The 16,552-nt window shown below is 44.6% G+C and carries 5 protein-coding genes; all 5 read right to left on the reverse strand.

The features are described from left to right. Positions 1-9: 9 nt before the first annotated feature. Positions 10-11,817 carry a hypothetical protein gene (locus QZZ36_RS06995; protein WP_295078952.1) on the reverse strand — a complete coding sequence of 3,936 codons (11,808 nt, stop codon included), beginning with the start codon at positions 11,815-11,817 and terminating at the stop codon, positions 10-12. Positions 11,818-11,869: 52 nt separating this feature from the next. Beyond that, positions 11,870-12,931 carry a hypothetical protein gene (locus QZZ36_RS07000; RefSeq protein ID WP_295078955.1) on the reverse strand — a complete coding sequence of 354 codons (1,062 nt, stop codon included), beginning with the start codon at positions 12,929-12,931 and terminating at the stop codon, positions 11,870-11,872. A 33-nt stretch (positions 12,932-12,964) separates the two neighbouring features. Further along, entirely contained in the window at positions 12,965-13,891 is a 927-nt protein-coding gene (locus tag QZZ36_RS07005; protein ID WP_295078958.1) for a hypothetical protein, read from the reverse strand. Between the two features lie 25 nt (positions 13,892-13,916). Next, positions 13,917-14,990 (reverse strand): hypothetical protein, encoded by a 1,074-nt coding sequence (locus QZZ36_RS07010; protein WP_295078961.1) that lies wholly within the window; start codon positions 14,988-14,990, stop codon positions 13,917-13,919. A 556-nt stretch (positions 14,991-15,546) separates the two neighbouring features. Next, positions 15,547-16,413 carry a hypothetical protein gene (locus QZZ36_RS07015; RefSeq protein WP_295078964.1) on the reverse strand — a complete coding sequence of 289 codons (867 nt, stop codon included), beginning with the start codon at positions 16,411-16,413 and terminating at the stop codon, positions 15,547-15,549. Between the last annotated feature and the right edge of the window lie 139 nt (positions 16,414-16,552).

The raw sequence follows: 16,552 nt of genomic DNA on the forward strand, positions 1-16,552 counted from the left end.
TTTTTCAGATCATTCGATAATGCTCGTCAACAGTTTTGCGTGTGTGTAGATAACATGATCGTCATCCTTGGAACCCTCCATATTCTCCGTTGCGGCAGTATCAGTAAACATCTCGATCTCAAGCTTTATCATGTAATTTGAATAATAATAAGAGCGCTCATTTTCATCAGTTTTACCGAATTGGTCTCCTATTATCACATTGAAGCTAACTGGTATCTGATATACATTTGTATCCGGATCATAATCGAAGTAATTGCTCGGATTAGTCACAGTATACACTATCTTCTTCGGATCTGACGTGTTTGGAGTTGGCGCGGATACAGGCTCCTCGCCTTCCTCCTGCTCCGCTCCGGAGATTGCCAGTCCATCAATATATTCAGCGATGTCAAGCGCTGTTCCGTAGTTTTGCTTCCGGCTGACCGTAAACGTCAGCTTCATGCTTTTCATGTTCTGAACATTATCAGCTGCTGACAGATCTGATACGTCATAGACAGCTTTCAGCTTTACCGGAACATATCCGTCATCTGTAAGACTTTCCGGATCAATATCATTTGCGTTGATACCGAACTGGTAGAACTCACCGTGATCATTGTCTGCGTCGTCCGAATTCAGCGTGAGTATCGCATTGGTATTGATAGTACAGTAATATGAGTATGTTGTCTCCCACATAGTACCTGCCTTTACCGCGACATTCTTACTGTATACCGCTGCCTCCGGAGTAGACGCTACATTCGACGAACCGCCGATAAGGGTTCCTATGCTGCTTTGACTGAGATTTGAAGAGTCACGTGTCGGGAACTGAGCAGCAAGCTTATCTTCTTCTGTATATGAAAGCTCAAATGTGGCAGAGATATTGTATTTCTTACCGGCACTTTCACAAGCCTGCTTCATATAATTCTTCAGGTTCGTATTTCCGCGGAGCTCTATATGATTTGCCGTGGTCATCTCATTTGTATTGGGATCAGACATTCCGGTGCTCGTAGCAGGATTGACATCGATCCGGTAATCAATTCTGCGTACATCCGTGTCGGTACTGTCATCATGTTCGATATGTCCGATCGTATACTCCGATACGTGAATATCAGAAGGACGTGAGGCTATACCTTGTACCGACGATGAAGCCGACTGCTTTTTGAACATTATCAGGAAACTCTGATAAACCTCTACATTGGACAGTCCGAAGCTTGATCTAAGGGTATTTTTAAGTGCTTCGTTCACGCCGACATCTACGCTGAATGTAGCCCATATCTTATCATTTGTCTTGTTTGATATCAGTGACATTTCTGTTCTGGTGTTCATATCACTGATACTGAAGTTTTCATTTACAAAAATGTCACCTGTTATGATATGCGAAGCATAATTGTCAGATGCAAGAGTAGGATAATCACTGTTTCCGAAGCTTCCTCTATCGTCAAATTCAAGATGATACAGCTCAGCATTATTTGAAGTATCGTTTTCCGTGAAAAATGTTATATAATAGTCGTCCTGTATCTTTCCGTCCTTTGTATTTGCATTCGTATCGCCGGCAGTGTTTATTGAAGACTTGTACGAAAGAGTGATCACATAACCTCCGGTATTACCACTGGAATTATCAATAGCATAATAATTTGTGCCGTCGGAAATGATCGCATCTTCCTCAGATTGTACTGTTTTAAACTTTACATTCGCATTTTCATCCGCATTAGTTACTGTAACATCAAAGTAATCATTGAGGACAGGCGGTGAATAATGAGCTGAATTCGCATTGCTGAGTTCTTTTCTGAATGATGTGAAATTGAAATTGTATGAAGTCGAATTCCGCCACGTTCCTGCTCCGACATCAGTCTTCGACGCATAATAATAGCTGTTTTTGCGGTTAACATCGACAAGCACCATTTGCGTTCCATCCGGCAGACCGCCTATATGATCTGTGACACGAATTATCCTGTCAAACGAGGTATGCAGCAGATCTTCGCCGGATTCAAGTGACGACTGCCAGCCTGCAAGGTCACGGTCATAGGTCCACTGGACCTCAAGAGTAACAGGATTTCCGATATTATCTATCAGCGTATTACCTGTTCCGCTGCTTCGTTTATTCTCATAAGGAGCTATCCTGTAATTTGTGCCGGAAAGGAATGACGAATGGAAGTCATAGTACAGCATTTTCTTGATAAGCACCGGTACATACAGATGATAGGCGATCTTCCTGTTGGCAGAAGTGTCACCGGGATCGTAGAACTGAACATCTATCAGGGTAAAACGTGCCCCGACCTCGTTGTCGTACATTCCTTTCTGAAGCTGGAATTCACCGCTTCTGTTCAGCAGGTACGAACCGTTTGCATTTCCGTTTGTGTCATATTCACCTGAACAATAGTCAAATCTGCCGGTGCCGGCGTTCCAGACGCAGGCTCCGAGCTGAATATTGAACACATCTGAATTGCCTTCTGCAAAATCAAAGGATGTATTTGTCAGGTATTGCAGATAATTATTGAAGAACTCTGTTGTAGTCTCCTTCGTAGCATCGTCCCATACAACAACAGGGAAATTGACTGTTACGCCATCGCCTGCCTTCAAGCCCATTTCCTTTTGATATGACGAATACTTGCCATAGGTATTGAGCTTGCTTATCAGCGAAGCCTTTGCGCTGCCGCTGCTGTCGCCGGTCTTAGTATACTTCTTTGCGTCCGTAGCGTTAAGTATCGCTCCTATAGTGGAATTTGCATAGGTTATTGACCTGTTGTAGCCGACGGCATCGCCTGTCAGGAACTGCGTTCCGGAGATATATTTCTTTGGATTTGTAGTAACATAAGGCGGGAGGTTTGTTCCGGGCTTTGTCTTGTTGACTGTTTCTGTCTTTGTAACGTAGTACAGCTCATGATCCTGAGAATTATTGCAGTAAGATGTAAAGTCTGCTATTTCTGCGGCAGTAGGGGTTCTTGGTGATTCTGCACTTGGAGTACTAAAGGTAAATGTTCCATTTGTTTCACTAACCGTGCCATAGTCCCATGCTTTTAGCGCTTTTTCATCAGGAACGGAATAAATTATGAAATCGCAGTTACCATTTGGATTGTCAGCATAGTATCTTATACCGCCGCCACCATTGGAGTGCAATAGGTATTCCTTAGCTGTTCCTTTTTTCTTAAAACGAAATGTCTTTTTTCCATTAGAATCTGTTCCATTACTTACTTCAAATAATTCAGCATTATTTTTACTAAAAGCAGCACGTGTAGTATTTGATGCGTGATAAATGTAGTATTTCACATTTTGTGATATACCGTTGATTTCCTCCTCCACAACTTTATAAATCTTATAATAGTCAACTCCATTCTCCGTTGCTTTTTCAAAATAATAAACCTCTGCATCTTTTAGATCCATACTTTGTGCAATAACTTGTCCTTGTTTAGTTGTGGTGTTCTTTTTATAAAACTCTGTAATAGTTCCAGTAAGATATCCCATTTTTTTATTATTACAATCATCAAGTAAGTTATTCTGTCCAACACAGTAGATATAAAATCCATTTGTCGTTTTGCCATTGACAGTTGCACCATAAGCAGCAAATCCATCTATACTTGAAAGCGCAGTAGGATTATTGACCAAATACGCAAGCTTTGTACCCGCGCTATAGCTTGTTCCATTTGTACCCTGTTCGTTATAGTGGTCAGTCTTGGGATTTTGCTCACCCGCGATTTCTCGTTCATGAGCATTGCTCATTGATGGTATACCGCCGCTGGCAACAGGGATAGCGTATTTCGTTACAGTATCATCACGTCCGTCCGGCACAGTATCTATAACATTGGTTCCACCGGTATCGACATTGGAGAACAGTTCGTTTCCAACTGTCGTTGCCATATTATTATAGTCTGCAAATACAACATAGCCTCCTGATCCGTATTCGCCTCCGGCGTTATTTTGTCCGACCAGCTCAGCGATCATGGTGTTTGCGCCCTTGATGTCCTGCCTGCTGAATCCTGCGAGCTTAATGAAAGGAATTGTACCTGTTCTTCTATTTGTGATTTTTGATTGATCACCTTCGCTTGTATTATAGGTACAGTTCTCACTTTTGGTATTGATTGAACCGCAGATATAACCAGCTTTGTATGAAGGCTCCTGGTTTTCTTCCAATGGCGTATACTGATCAAAAGCAATATCACTTGCAAGAATATTATATCCTACAACAGGCTCGTTCATCTCACCTATCAGACCGCCCGCCATGTCATCTGTTTTCATCGTGCAGTCGGTTACCTTGATATTGTTCAGATACAGATAAACAGAATCATCATAAGCTCCTCTGAAACCGATAATGCCGCCTGCGCCCTTTTTGCCTGCGATAGTATAGCCGCTGATAGAGCAATTGTTGAATTCAAATTCACGGCTTCCGTTGCTTTCATTCTCTCTCGGGTCGGAGCTTCCTATCATACCGCCTGCAAAATCAGTGGTACTCTCGATCGTAGAGTTAAGCGGACTCAAAAGATGTGTATTGACAACTTTAGCAGGCGTTCTTGTCGTTGGGAACGCAACAAGTCCTGCCGCACCGAACTTTGCAACTACACTAAGGTTATAGAAGGTACAGCCTTCAATTGTAATACCTGCACACTTATTCATTATTCCAACAACACCGGCAGTAAAGATATCTGTATTTTCACATTCAACTTCTTGCCGCTGCTCCGGTGTTCCGATAACAATGTTTTTGAAGAAATTAGAGCTTCTGTCTGTATCATTATCAGCAGCACTTGCACCTACATTAGCTCTCATCATGCCGACAAATCCTCCGACACCGAAGTCGTAGTAGTTTCCGCCTCTTGAATTTGTATTGTCACAAACTACCTCTGTGAGGTTAAAGGTGTTGCCGCCCATATCGACCTTAGCGTATCCGGCATTGAGCTTGCCTATCATTCCACCTGTGCTCGCCCTGCCGTGAACCTTTATCTTATCAGAATCATAGTTCGTATCAGCATCTACATCATATTTAAGCGTGGTAGGCGAACCATCCGGACCATTTGTAGTTGTTTGATATCCAACAAGTCCTCCGGTATTACGAAGACCGAAAACATCAATATTTGTCAGCGCCATATTCTCGATCGTAGTATTCTGAACTGCTGTTCCGATAAGCATTCCTGCTGACAGATACTGCCCGTTGTTCAGAGCATTTGGAGATTTGGATGTAACAAAGCTTCCGTCCTTTTGGCTGACAAGATCGGTCTTTACATTGCCTGTCAGGAAGAGATTCTGATATGCGCCTGCAAAACTAATATAATTGATAAATCCAAGACCGCCGTCAATACCTGCCTTTGGAGGATAGGCTGTATCAAAATTCGTGTCATAGTAGTAGTAGCTTGTGTTCTGCGAAATAGTCTTGCCGCTGCCGTCAAAGGTCACTATCTTTATCCTGTAAGCATCGACGCTGTTAAACAGATTTCCGATACCCTTAAAGCCGTCAGGAAGAATAATATCACCAGAAACCTCGCTGTCGATCGTAAGCGTCAGGCTATTGTTGTCGGCAAAAATTTTCCCTGTTTTATTATATGCGCTTGAAAGATAGCCATATTGAGCAGATTTATGTAAGCCTGAATCTAAAACATCATTTTTGGCCTTATTATTATAATCATTGCAGCTTGTACTTGTTCCCTCGGAAGTTCCGATATCGGAGTAGTCTGCCGATCTTGAGACTTTATAAGCCTGTTTGTAGCCAAGAGTTTCTTTTTCAATTCCGCTGTTGATAATAAGCGACATCAGGAAAAGGTCCTGACCGCTGTCAATATTTACATCATCTGATTCATTATTATCTATTGTATCAGATGTGTCGATATCAGTTATAGAATAATGCTTTCTGCCGTTTTGCAGAGTAACAGTATTTCCGGATACAGGGCTTCCGCTTCCGAAAGCTCTCTCGCCGTTCTCATAAGGAGCATAAGCTTCTGATTCAGTAACGGCAAATCCGTTGATAACACGTCCGATGTATGGATTTATGTAAAGCCATGCCATATTGTCAAGATACTCGGTCGTTGCTGTATAATCTGAATCAGCAGAAACATAATCCTGAGATTCGCCGCTTGGTTTATAAGCTGTATCAGGAGTTCCGTTTATAAGATCATCATATAATCCGGCTTCCGCATAAGCAGCCGCAGCGTCGCCCATATTTCTGAAAATAACGCCGCCATTTACAATAACACCGATATATCCGCCAACCGGGACAAGCTGTGCAAATTTACCCGGCAGATCAAACTGCTGAGTCATGTTCGTATAGCTCACGAACACATTTTCAATGACAGTATCTCCGCCCATAACACGGGAGATCACAGCGCCGTACGCGTCATTTCCTGTGGGAGGCTTCGTTGTATCACCGATTTTTCTCGAACTCCATGCACTGTCAAAATTCACCTGATAGCCTACAAGCTGAATATCCTGAACCGGTTCAACGCTTATAGTCAGATCCTTCACTACGCAGCCATTGCTGTAATAGATGAACGGAGCAGAGGTTTTGTTCGTAATGGTTTTATGATTACCGTCAAATACTCCGCGGAAACGGTACGCCGCATTATCGTTCTTGCCTAATCCGTCAAATTCATCATCAATGATAAGATCTTCTGCATTTGCTTCACCGTCGATCTTGTAGTATGCTCCTGCCAGGTAAGCTTTAAGCACACCTTCCTCCAATGTATAAGTTTTTTCCGTATAATATGTTTTACTATTATTCACAGAAGGATCTGATGATAAATTATAAGTGTAATCCGGATAATCACCGCTGCGTTCATACCAGCCTTTCGTACTCGGGTTATCACCGCTTTCAGGTGTAACTGCACTGAATACAGAACACTCAAAGCCGGGATCAGTAAATACACACAGCACATCTGATGTATGATCTGCGCACCATGTACCATTGATTCCGGTTATAGTATCTCCGGAACAACTCAATCCTTCCGCAGGGATCCGGATACTTGCTCCCGCAGCACTATTATTTATCCATGCACAGATATTTTCGATCTGGTCACCTGTTGAGATAACATAGGGATGATCATAGGTTCCGCAGCCTGTGATCGAATCTATCGCAGCATGATTCACCTGCAGCTGATATTTATGGCTGTCTGCATTATAACGCTCAGCCACATAAGGCAGGAAATTGCTGAGGAAACCATTGGCGTACTGATGCTCTGTACCAGTCTCGTTTGCGGTTAAAGGATTGGTATATTTGTCTGAACCGTAATACTTGAATTCCTCGTCCGGATACTGGGAATTGTAATAAGGAGACACTGCGCCCGTCTTAGGATAATTCACGCTGTCGTAGCCAAGCTCCTTGCCATAGGTGACTTTACCTCTGTGCAAAGCGTCAGCTGTATCATCACCGTTTGTGTCCCAGTCCTGCTTCCATGTAAAGTTATACCTTCCCGAGGAACCGGAGCTGAATGAAAGTGAATTCAGGAACGTAGCCTTTGAGAATATAGAATTGTATGTGCTGTACATCTGATCCAGCTGACCTGTTGTACTCAGAGCTGTATCAGCGGCGCCTGTGCTGTTTCTTCCGTCAAGAGTCATGAGCCTGAACTCGGCATTGACATCTGTCGCGGAGCTGCTGCCTGCATCACCTATAAGGCTCGTAGCCGCGATACGTGACCTGCTGACCCCGTTATCAGTATAGTTATAATCACTTGTGGTGCTCACATTGCCAAGATTCAGCGAGGAGTGGCTGTCGAGCCTGTTGATGAGCAGCGGAGCGTAGTCAGAGACATTAAGCGCATTATTCACAGTACCGCTTACATTGTATACCACGATACCCGCAAGACTTATGCCGTCATTGCTGCCTGTTCCGGTTTTAACAGCTCCCACCATACTCGATGATGAACCGTATACCCTGCCGCATACCAGCGCACCGCATATATCAGCCTCACCGGTGCTTTGAGAGTAACCGGCTATGTTTCCGCAAAGCTCGACACTACCGACCGTCAGGGTGCAGGAATAAACATCATAGAACAGTCCGTTATGCATGAGATAATGCTGTGTGTTTTTGCTTTTTGCAGAATCATAGAGAGAGGTACGCTTATATGAGTTTGTCTCCGAAGCGTATTTTACAGCCTCACTTTCCTCAAATCCCCTGTTATTGAATGTAAATGTTCCGTTTACCTTGATATTTGCGTCAACATTTACAGGATACCAGCTGTACCCGTTCATATCATAGATGGCATCCGTGATCTCGTTACCGAATGGGTCCGCAAAATACTGCTTCAGGTTCTCGCAGGCATAAGTATTCACGCCCCAGCTCATAAGCTTCTTTTGCGGTGTATTCAAATCAGCGGTTATGGTTGTAAGGTCATAGTAATATCTTGAATTTGGGTTCGGCTTTGCACCGTAAGAGGTCTGTGCATGATAGCTTCCGCTCGCGGTGGAGCCGTTTGTATAAAAGCCGCCTGTCACTACGGAAATGATACCGTTTCCGTTTTTCATGATATCTGCGGCAGAGGGACAGGTAAAAGCGCAAAGCTCATCAAATACAGCACTCGTACTGATATTTGAGCTGCTTAATACAAGGCTGTAGCAGCCGGCTGCCGGCAGCTCAAGATATATTGCGCTGCTGTTCAGTGCCGAATAAAAGTCAGTATTATCGCCGGAATAATAATATCCCTTATTGACGATAGCTCCCACAGAGGAAGCACCGGAAGCAGTCATTTTCAGTCCTGAGATATCCAGACTTGTAATCGTCCAGTGACCTGTCGCACGGTACACAAGACCTGCTGTATTTCCTGCTGCCGCACCGATATTTACTTCGGAAGAATTCTTTACGTCAACATCAGTTACCGCAACGTCTGTCTTTATCCATGCGTATCCGAGCAGACCGCCCATTGTACCATCGGCAGCCAAAGAACCCGTCACCTTCAGGCCGTCAGTTTCTACGCCGTCCAGCGTAAGAGTACGATCATGCAGGTTCCGGTTATAGTCTCCGGCTATCTCGGCGATCAGACCGCCTGTCTTCTGAGTTGTCTTTGAAGCTGTATTGCTGACAGAGCCTTTTAATGTGATATCGGTAAAATACCAGTTTCTGTCTTCATCGGTCTTATGGCTGATCCTGCCGATAACACCGCCGAAGCAGGAGTTCACATCACTGTTTGTGCCTGAGACAGTACCGTCAAATATACTTTTACTGCTGCTCGTTCCGGAGACCGATATAACATCTGTACCAGCTCCCAGTTCGCCTACAAGACGTCCCATGTAAAGCTTTTTATCTCCTGCGTGAGTCATACGCAGACCGGTGGTCACTCCGCCGACTGTAGTCACTCCTTCTGTAGCAACATTATATGCAGAGAAATCCTGTATCGACCTTGCGGCAAAGCCGCCGCAGCAGAAGATCTCAGCCTTTGCGCTGACATCGACTGTACCCGATATGGTAAGGTCTTTTACCGTATAATCCGATGACGTACCATAATCACCGTCAACGATACCGAAAAGGCCGGTATAGATATGTCTGTATATCCTTCCGTTACCCTCTGCGTTATGATTGGTAAGGGAAGTATTGCTGCGCATACCGTAAGGCTCGCCGACAGCAAGCGTCAGCTTATTATTGCCGCCGTCGAACTTTCCCTTGTAAACGCAGTAAGCCGCACTGTCGGAAGCATTCTCGGCATTGTCCCTTGTAAGTCCGGTCAGACCCGTACCTGCAAGGCTGGCAGATGCGCTCAATGTGATGTCCTGATCAATAATATCTGTCTCATCATAAGACCAGTTACTGTCAAATTTAACGGGCAGTCCCTGAACCGCTTCAAGCTGGAAGCGGAGAGCGATCATAGCGAAATCAGCTGCGGAGGAAATAGTAGTCTGAGCAGCCGGAACTCCTACCGTAACTGTATGTTCTGTCTCATTGACAGTTAAAACAGTACCGGAGCCGTATTTTTCAGAGGTCAGAGCTTGTGATGTTGAAATACCGTCAAAGCGCAGTACCCCGCCCCATGAGCCTATATCGTCAACAGCGCAGGCAGTGCTTCTTTTCAGTACCCATTTACGGGAATTATCCGGGTCGTATTCGGCAAAAATGAGTGAGCTGTCTCTGCCGCCTACTATCTGACCCTCATAATAGCTGTTATCCGAGCTCAGGGCATGACCGCCCGTCAGGTCTGTTGTTCCGCTGAGACGCAGAACGCCGTTATCCATTCGTCCTATAACGCCGCCGCCGTAGAAATTGCCTGTGGAGTTCAAAGTAACATTTTTAGCGTCAACAAATGCATTTGCGGAACGAGCGATCAAGCCTCCGTAAACAGAATCCGACACAGCGTTCCCGCTTACAACTGAAGCCCTGTAATCATTGAACCTTACATACAGAGAATTCTCTGTATTTCCGTTTCCACCCTCTGTGATACCTATACCGCCGCCGTAGTTTACATAGCTGCTGCTTCCGCTGCGGGCAACATTTACGGAAACGTCTTTCACCTCAAGCGAGCCGTCAAGATCGCAGGCTGTATATCTGCCGGCAACGCCGCCGTAATTTATGATATCATTGTTATTGTTCGTATCTGTATTTCCGCTGTGGTCCATATAGATCACGGCTGAATTGTCAGAAGAATCATATATCTTGATATCGCCTGAGGAGTAAGTTACGATTCCCTCAGCTTCGGCAGCCGACTCATTGACAAGCACACCGAACAGACCGCCAACAGAACCGTTTCCGTTTGCAGTCATTCTTGTACCTGATGTTCCAATCTGAAGCCATGAGATATCGAATAAGGCTTCAATTACACCTGTTGTCTCATTTTCCTGAAATACCGGTCTGTAGTATCCGAAAACTCCGCCGGAGCCATATGTTCCGGCAAGCTCATTATTTACAGTATATTTTGACGCCGAAGAGAAAACCGGGACACTGCCGCTGTTCTCAGCTGACCTGACCGTACCGCCGTCGTTATAGCCAACGATACCGCCTGCGTAATGACCGTCGCCGTTTGCTGTTACCGCAGCCGTCGGATCCGGCATATTACTGCCGAGCTCCAGTACCGAGCCCTCCGCCATGCTGCCAACAACACCGCCGGCATTTCCGTTTGCAGTCTCTACGGAATAGGTCTTTGTTCCCGTGACCGACCTGACGTTCAGAGAGCTTCCGCTTCCCATTTTGCCGCAGATATATCCGATATCGTCAGTTCCGTATATATCGCAGGAGGTATTGTCAGTAACGTCGAGTATGAGCTTTGCGTTCGCTTCCATCTCGCCGATAATGCCGCCTGTACTGTAATTGTTGTCTCCGTTGGGATCGAGCTGTATCTGCCAGTTCACAACGCCTACGGCTTCACTGTCATGCAGGACATGGCGGGCAAGCACAGGCTCGCCTGTATCGTCGATGGTCCTTGTTACGATAAGCGGTGACGGAGCGTCATTTACAGAGTCTGTGATCTGTACCGAATCATAAACGTAATCAAAGAAAGCCTCGGGGAGCACAAGCTTATTGTTTGCAGTTGTTGAGAGGATTATCTTTCCTCTGAACGGAAACTGCTCAGTTCCTATCGCAAGGAACTCATCTATATCATCATTGGATTGTGTTCCGCTGAAATCGATATTTATCGTATCTCCCTGATGATACTGGGAAAACGAATAATATGCCTTGGAATATTCTTCTATTTTTTTGATTCCGTCAAGAATATAGACGTCGTCATCATTCTTGTAGCTCAGGACCTTCTGCTGTTCTTCATTAAATTTCTTGTCCGACGGAACATGATCCTTATTTGCAGCTTCAGCAACAAATTCTATCCCCGTTCTGAGGAAACTGCCAAGCTCCTCGGAGGGTGAAATATTCAATACAAATGTCAATGCCAGAAAAACGCTGATGATCCTTTTGATACCAGCAGATATTCTTTCATTTCTGTTTTTCATACTTTACCCTCCTCGCCTGTATGATCGCCATATAATCAGATATGGTATTTTATCAGGTAATAGTCTTGTATACATAGCTCTCGACCCTTTTCCAGAACGGAGACTCATTTTCACCTGCCGCAGGATCTGTATAATCCGAAGTCGGATCTCCTGTCATATACAGCTGAAAGTCGTATCTGTTCAGAACATCAGAGTCTGCGCTGAGCGTGATCTTTTTCCATGTTCCTGTCACATTATTCATGGTAGTGCCGGCAGATGTTATAACGGTAGGATCATTATACTTATCGAGGCTTATCTGACTGACCTCAAGATAATCAGAACACCACCAGAAATCGATAGTTGCCGTTCCGCTTCCGCTGAATACGTAGTTGAACGCGTCGTAATCGTTATAGGCCTTATTATCGCTGAAATATCCCGCCCAGCCGTGTTCAAGGGCTTCAGCCGCAGATGTGATGCCAAAGATACCGCTGAGCGGCTTCAGATTGGTATCTCCGTTTGTCGGCACAGCTTCCAGCCTGACATAAACATTGCTGCCGGCTGCAAGGAGACTTTCGGGAAATTTCAGATCATGCACTTTCGTTGCAGGCGGATAGTTTCCGCTCTGATCTGCTGTGAAGGAATTTGTGCTGTCGGTCAGGACATAAGCACTTTGGCTCTGGACCCATGTTATATTCTGATCGTCAAGCTTTATCACAACATCAAGTGAACTGTCAGTGATCTCGTTATAGGCGACCGTATCCTGTTCACCTTCATTCGCTGCGGGAACGATCACCCTTTCCACAAGTGAAGCTGTCAGGGTATACGGAAGAACCGCCGGATAACCCTTTCCCGGATTGGAGGTGCTGAAATTCCATATCTGTACCGGTATCGTGCAATAGCCGTCAGTCCCTCCGGAAAACGGAACTCTGTGAACAGGCGTATCCTTTTCGAGATAATCGGAAGAAAACATCTGCCCTCCGCTGCTTACATTCGCGGCAACTCTTTTCGCACGGTTTTTGTTTGAATCATATTCAGCAAATGCGATCCAGGATACTGCACAGACTATCACCGCGGTCACCCAGACAGCAGCCCAGTATTTTTTCATAAAAGCTTTTAAGCGCTCTGCTTTTCCCATCTGTGCATCTCCTTTCATAAAAGATATCAAAGATCAGTCCGCCTTTGCCATAACATAAATTATATCCGTGTCCTTATAATCTGTAGTCGCGGCATTGTTTCCTGATATGTCCCAGGATATCCGGAGTATATATTCATGATAGAACGAATCGCTGTTGGTAACATCTCCTCCGGATATGCCGTTCGCCTGCCAGTAGAGCGGCTCTGCATTACCATCAACTTTATCCTCGTCTTCGCTGTATGTATCATTATGATAGGTATTGTTTGCAGAGAAATCCGTTGTCCGGTTAAGGAAATGCCCGTTATATGTCACGGTTTCTCCGCCGACCGTATATGTTGACGGTGTAACAAGGCTTTTATCGTTTTGTGTCGGATTTACCGCGTTCAGGGATACCGGAACAGAGTTGTCAGCTTTTTTTATCCTGTAATACAGGAGCCCGTCCCCTGCCGCCTTAGTTGTATATATATCCTTTGCGGTTATCTCACTGAGTATTGCCGGATCATAATCCTCTGTGATCTTATACTCGATATAGTCCCTTTCAGGCACACCGCCTGCCGGAGGACTGCCCATTGCCTCCGCCTCGAATATCTCGTACCTGTAGTTATTGTTCGTAGTGTGAGCAAGCTGCAGGGTATAGCTGTAAACATAATCTCCGGCAACACAGAAGACGTAATCCTGATACGTTTTACGCTGAGTCTGACTGTTCCCGAGATCCCATAAGGCTTTCTCGCTGACGTCCACGCCGGCTATCTGAAAGCTCTTTACATCTTCTCGGCTCGCAGCAGTGATATAAAGGGTGTTTACCGACCTTACCTTTTCATATCTCGCCATTTCCTGCTGCTTTTTGAACCACGAATACGTCGGGGCAATGATAAGCAGGCTTAATGTCAGCAAAGCGGCAGTGATGACCTGCAGTTTTCTGTTCCTGAATGCTGCGGATATTTTTTTCATTAAGCCCATATCAGCGCCCCCTTTCATGTTATATTCATTCAGCTGTTACTGAAAGCAGCATATACTGAACGTCCTTTCCCACCTTGCTGTCAGCAAGATTGTAGCCTTCGCTCAGCGCGATCAGATTAGTCTGCGCTTTGCTTGCATTAAACGTGTACGTTTGATCGCCTGCGTCATCAGACATTTTCAGCAAAGCCTCATTTCTGCTTATTGTCGCCCTGTTCAGGAGATTCTGCGGCTCAGCCACGATATATGCACGTATCGCCGCCCGAGCTGTTGTATCATTGGTGATATTATCCGCTGTATTTTCGGAGATACACGCCATCTGAGCAAAGGTCTTCGGCCATATCCACCTGAGAGTCACCTCGATAGGGACTCCCATAGTCACCTCATTATCCGCAAAGGTCAGATCAAATCCGTCCTTGTCGATAAATCCGGTATACGTTCCCTTTGAGCCGCCGCTGAAAAACAGGATACGACGGTTCAGATATTCACAGGCAGCATACTCGGAGTCGGTCGAAGTTATCCGCGTCAGGTTCGAGACCGCATAAGAACCGTTATGCTGCGCATCGTTTTCATCATTGTTTATCCTCACATCAGCCTTATAGCCTTCCATATTAAGTGAAATATGCGCTGTAAAGCCTGAATCGGTGCTGGGTATGAGATAGAATGTTAAAGTACCGCTGGAATCAGGACCTATGCCCTCGTCAGCAGGATCATAGTTATCAGTGAGTCTCCATTTTATTATATCCGCGCCTCTGGCAGTATAATATGTTACACCAGAGTATGTGTAGCTGGCGCCGTCCCCGGCGCCTACAGCACCTGTCATTTCATACAGAGGCTCCGAGGTATAGACACCGCCTGATTTTGTATAGCTTATCGCTCCCGTATTGTCTCCCCGGGCAGCCAGTACAAAAGGACCGGTATCCACGTTTATTCCCATACCCCCGCCGCTAACGCTCTTATTCATGGAAAACCATGCAATAGTGCTGAATACCCATACAATGAAGGCGAGTACCATAACAGAACCGAGCTTTATCAGTGAGGAGCGCCGCTTTTTTTCAGTCTCATCACTGCTTTTCGTTCCGTCCCTATTCTGTTTTTTCATCGCCTCACCTCCTTATGGCTGTTCAGCCGCAGTGCGAATATCATATCTACAGCGTACCGTGCAGGCTCTGACAGAGTGATGCCGGGAGCCTGCTCCGGTACAATGATGACGAACCTTATTCAGATCATACTGTTTGTGCACAGTCTCTCTGTAAGTTCCCCAAACATTTCAGATCATGCTTACTGCCGGCAGCAGTAAATACTCCATGTAAAAAAACACTTCTTTTCAATATATATTATAACATAAAACAAAAGAATTTGCAAGCGTTTTCACTGAAATTTCGCTAATCATTAACAATAAACTGTGAGTATTATCCAATATAAAATTAACATATAGATATTAAAAAGTAATCCCCTCCCGGACAGGGAGGGGAAACTCTTTAGGAGGTTTACAGCCTATTATGAAACTTCTATCATGAATCTCTCATGCCATCGCCGTTTTGAGTTCACAGAAACTTTAATTAAGGCCTAAACTTACCTATGAATTGGAGGAATTTATGAGAGGGAGTGATTTTTTATAATTTATATGTGCCTGTATGTTCAGCTGTGAGACATTATTAGCCACCGCCGCCACCAGAAGGTGTAGCAGCAACAAGATCGAAAGTGAAGGTAAACGCATATGTATCCAGATTGATAGCATTAGCATTCATACACTGTGCATCTTCACCGTCATAGAAAACATACACTTTATATGTTACCTCATCATTATCTGTATCGAAAGCAGTTACATTAGTTGGAGTATAAACATACTTATTAGCATCATCACCAGATGTAGTCCATGTTGCTGAACCCATATCAAATTCATATACATTAGGAGTTGATTCATTATCAACTAATACAACATGAAGAGCACCAACAATAGGAGAATTAGCATTTGTAGTATCATTATCAGTAAATGTGATCTTTACTCTTGGCTGGCTAATAGAAGCATCCAATTGACCAGCATACTTCAAAGTGAATGTGTCGTAGAAATAATCTGTATTTGCTGTAGCAGCCTCAACGTCTGTCGCAGAAGACAGATCAACTACAGTGCCGCTTACACGACCTAATTCATCAACTTTTGCCATTCCAGCTGTAGTTAATTTTTTGAAAGTATTATTAGGATCGGAAGTAGCAGCTGTCTGCTGTTTGTAAGCAACAGGAACAAGGTTGGTTAATGCAGCGCTTGTATTAACAGCTGAATCAACGCTCTCGTTAAATGCAATCGCAGCCTTGTAAGCCGCATTCTCTGCAGAACCCTTGATAAGGAGCTGATTTGGAACTGTCGCTGTCATGCTGATACCTGTAGCGGTAACAGTCTTATTCATTGAAAACCACGCGTAGGTGGATGTTCCCAGCATTGAAGCAGAAACAGCAAGCATCATTGCAGCCGGTATGAGCTTCTTAGCTGTATTTCCCTTTTTCTCGTTATTAGTTTTCATCATAAGTCATTTTCCTTTCATAATAGATTACCGGAAACGGCTCCGGCTGCCTCCTGTTTGTGTGTCTGCTTTATACTTTTTGTTTACAACCATATTATAACCTGTTTTAATAGAAATGTCAATATCACAGCAAAAAGTTCAT

Origin of the sequence: Ruminococcus sp. (genome assembly GCF_016287535.1) — a bacterium.
Taxonomy (GTDB): Bacteria; Bacillota; Clostridia; order Oscillospirales; family Ruminococcaceae; genus Ruminococcus.

What these genes read in the sequence shown, in the direction of transcription:
- QZZ36_RS07015 (WP_295078964.1), bottom strand. Translation starts at nt 16,413, where the DNA reads ATGATGAAAACTAATAACGAGAAAAAGGGAAATACAGCTAAGAAGCTC.
- QZZ36_RS06995 (WP_295078952.1), bottom strand. Translation starts at nt 11,817, where the DNA reads ATGAAAAACAGAAATGAAAGAATATCTGCTGGTATCAAAAGGATCATC.
- QZZ36_RS07010 (WP_295078961.1), bottom strand. Translation starts at nt 14,990, where the DNA reads ATGAAAAAACAGAATAGGGACGGAACGAAAAGCAGTGATGAGACTGAA.
- QZZ36_RS07000 (WP_295078955.1), bottom strand. Translation starts at nt 12,931, where the DNA reads ATGGGAAAAGCAGAGCGCTTAAAAGCTTTTATGAAAAAATACTGGGCT.
- QZZ36_RS07005 (WP_295078958.1), bottom strand. Translation starts at nt 13,891, where the DNA reads ATGGGCTTAATGAAAAAAATATCCGCAGCATTCAGGAACAGAAAACTG.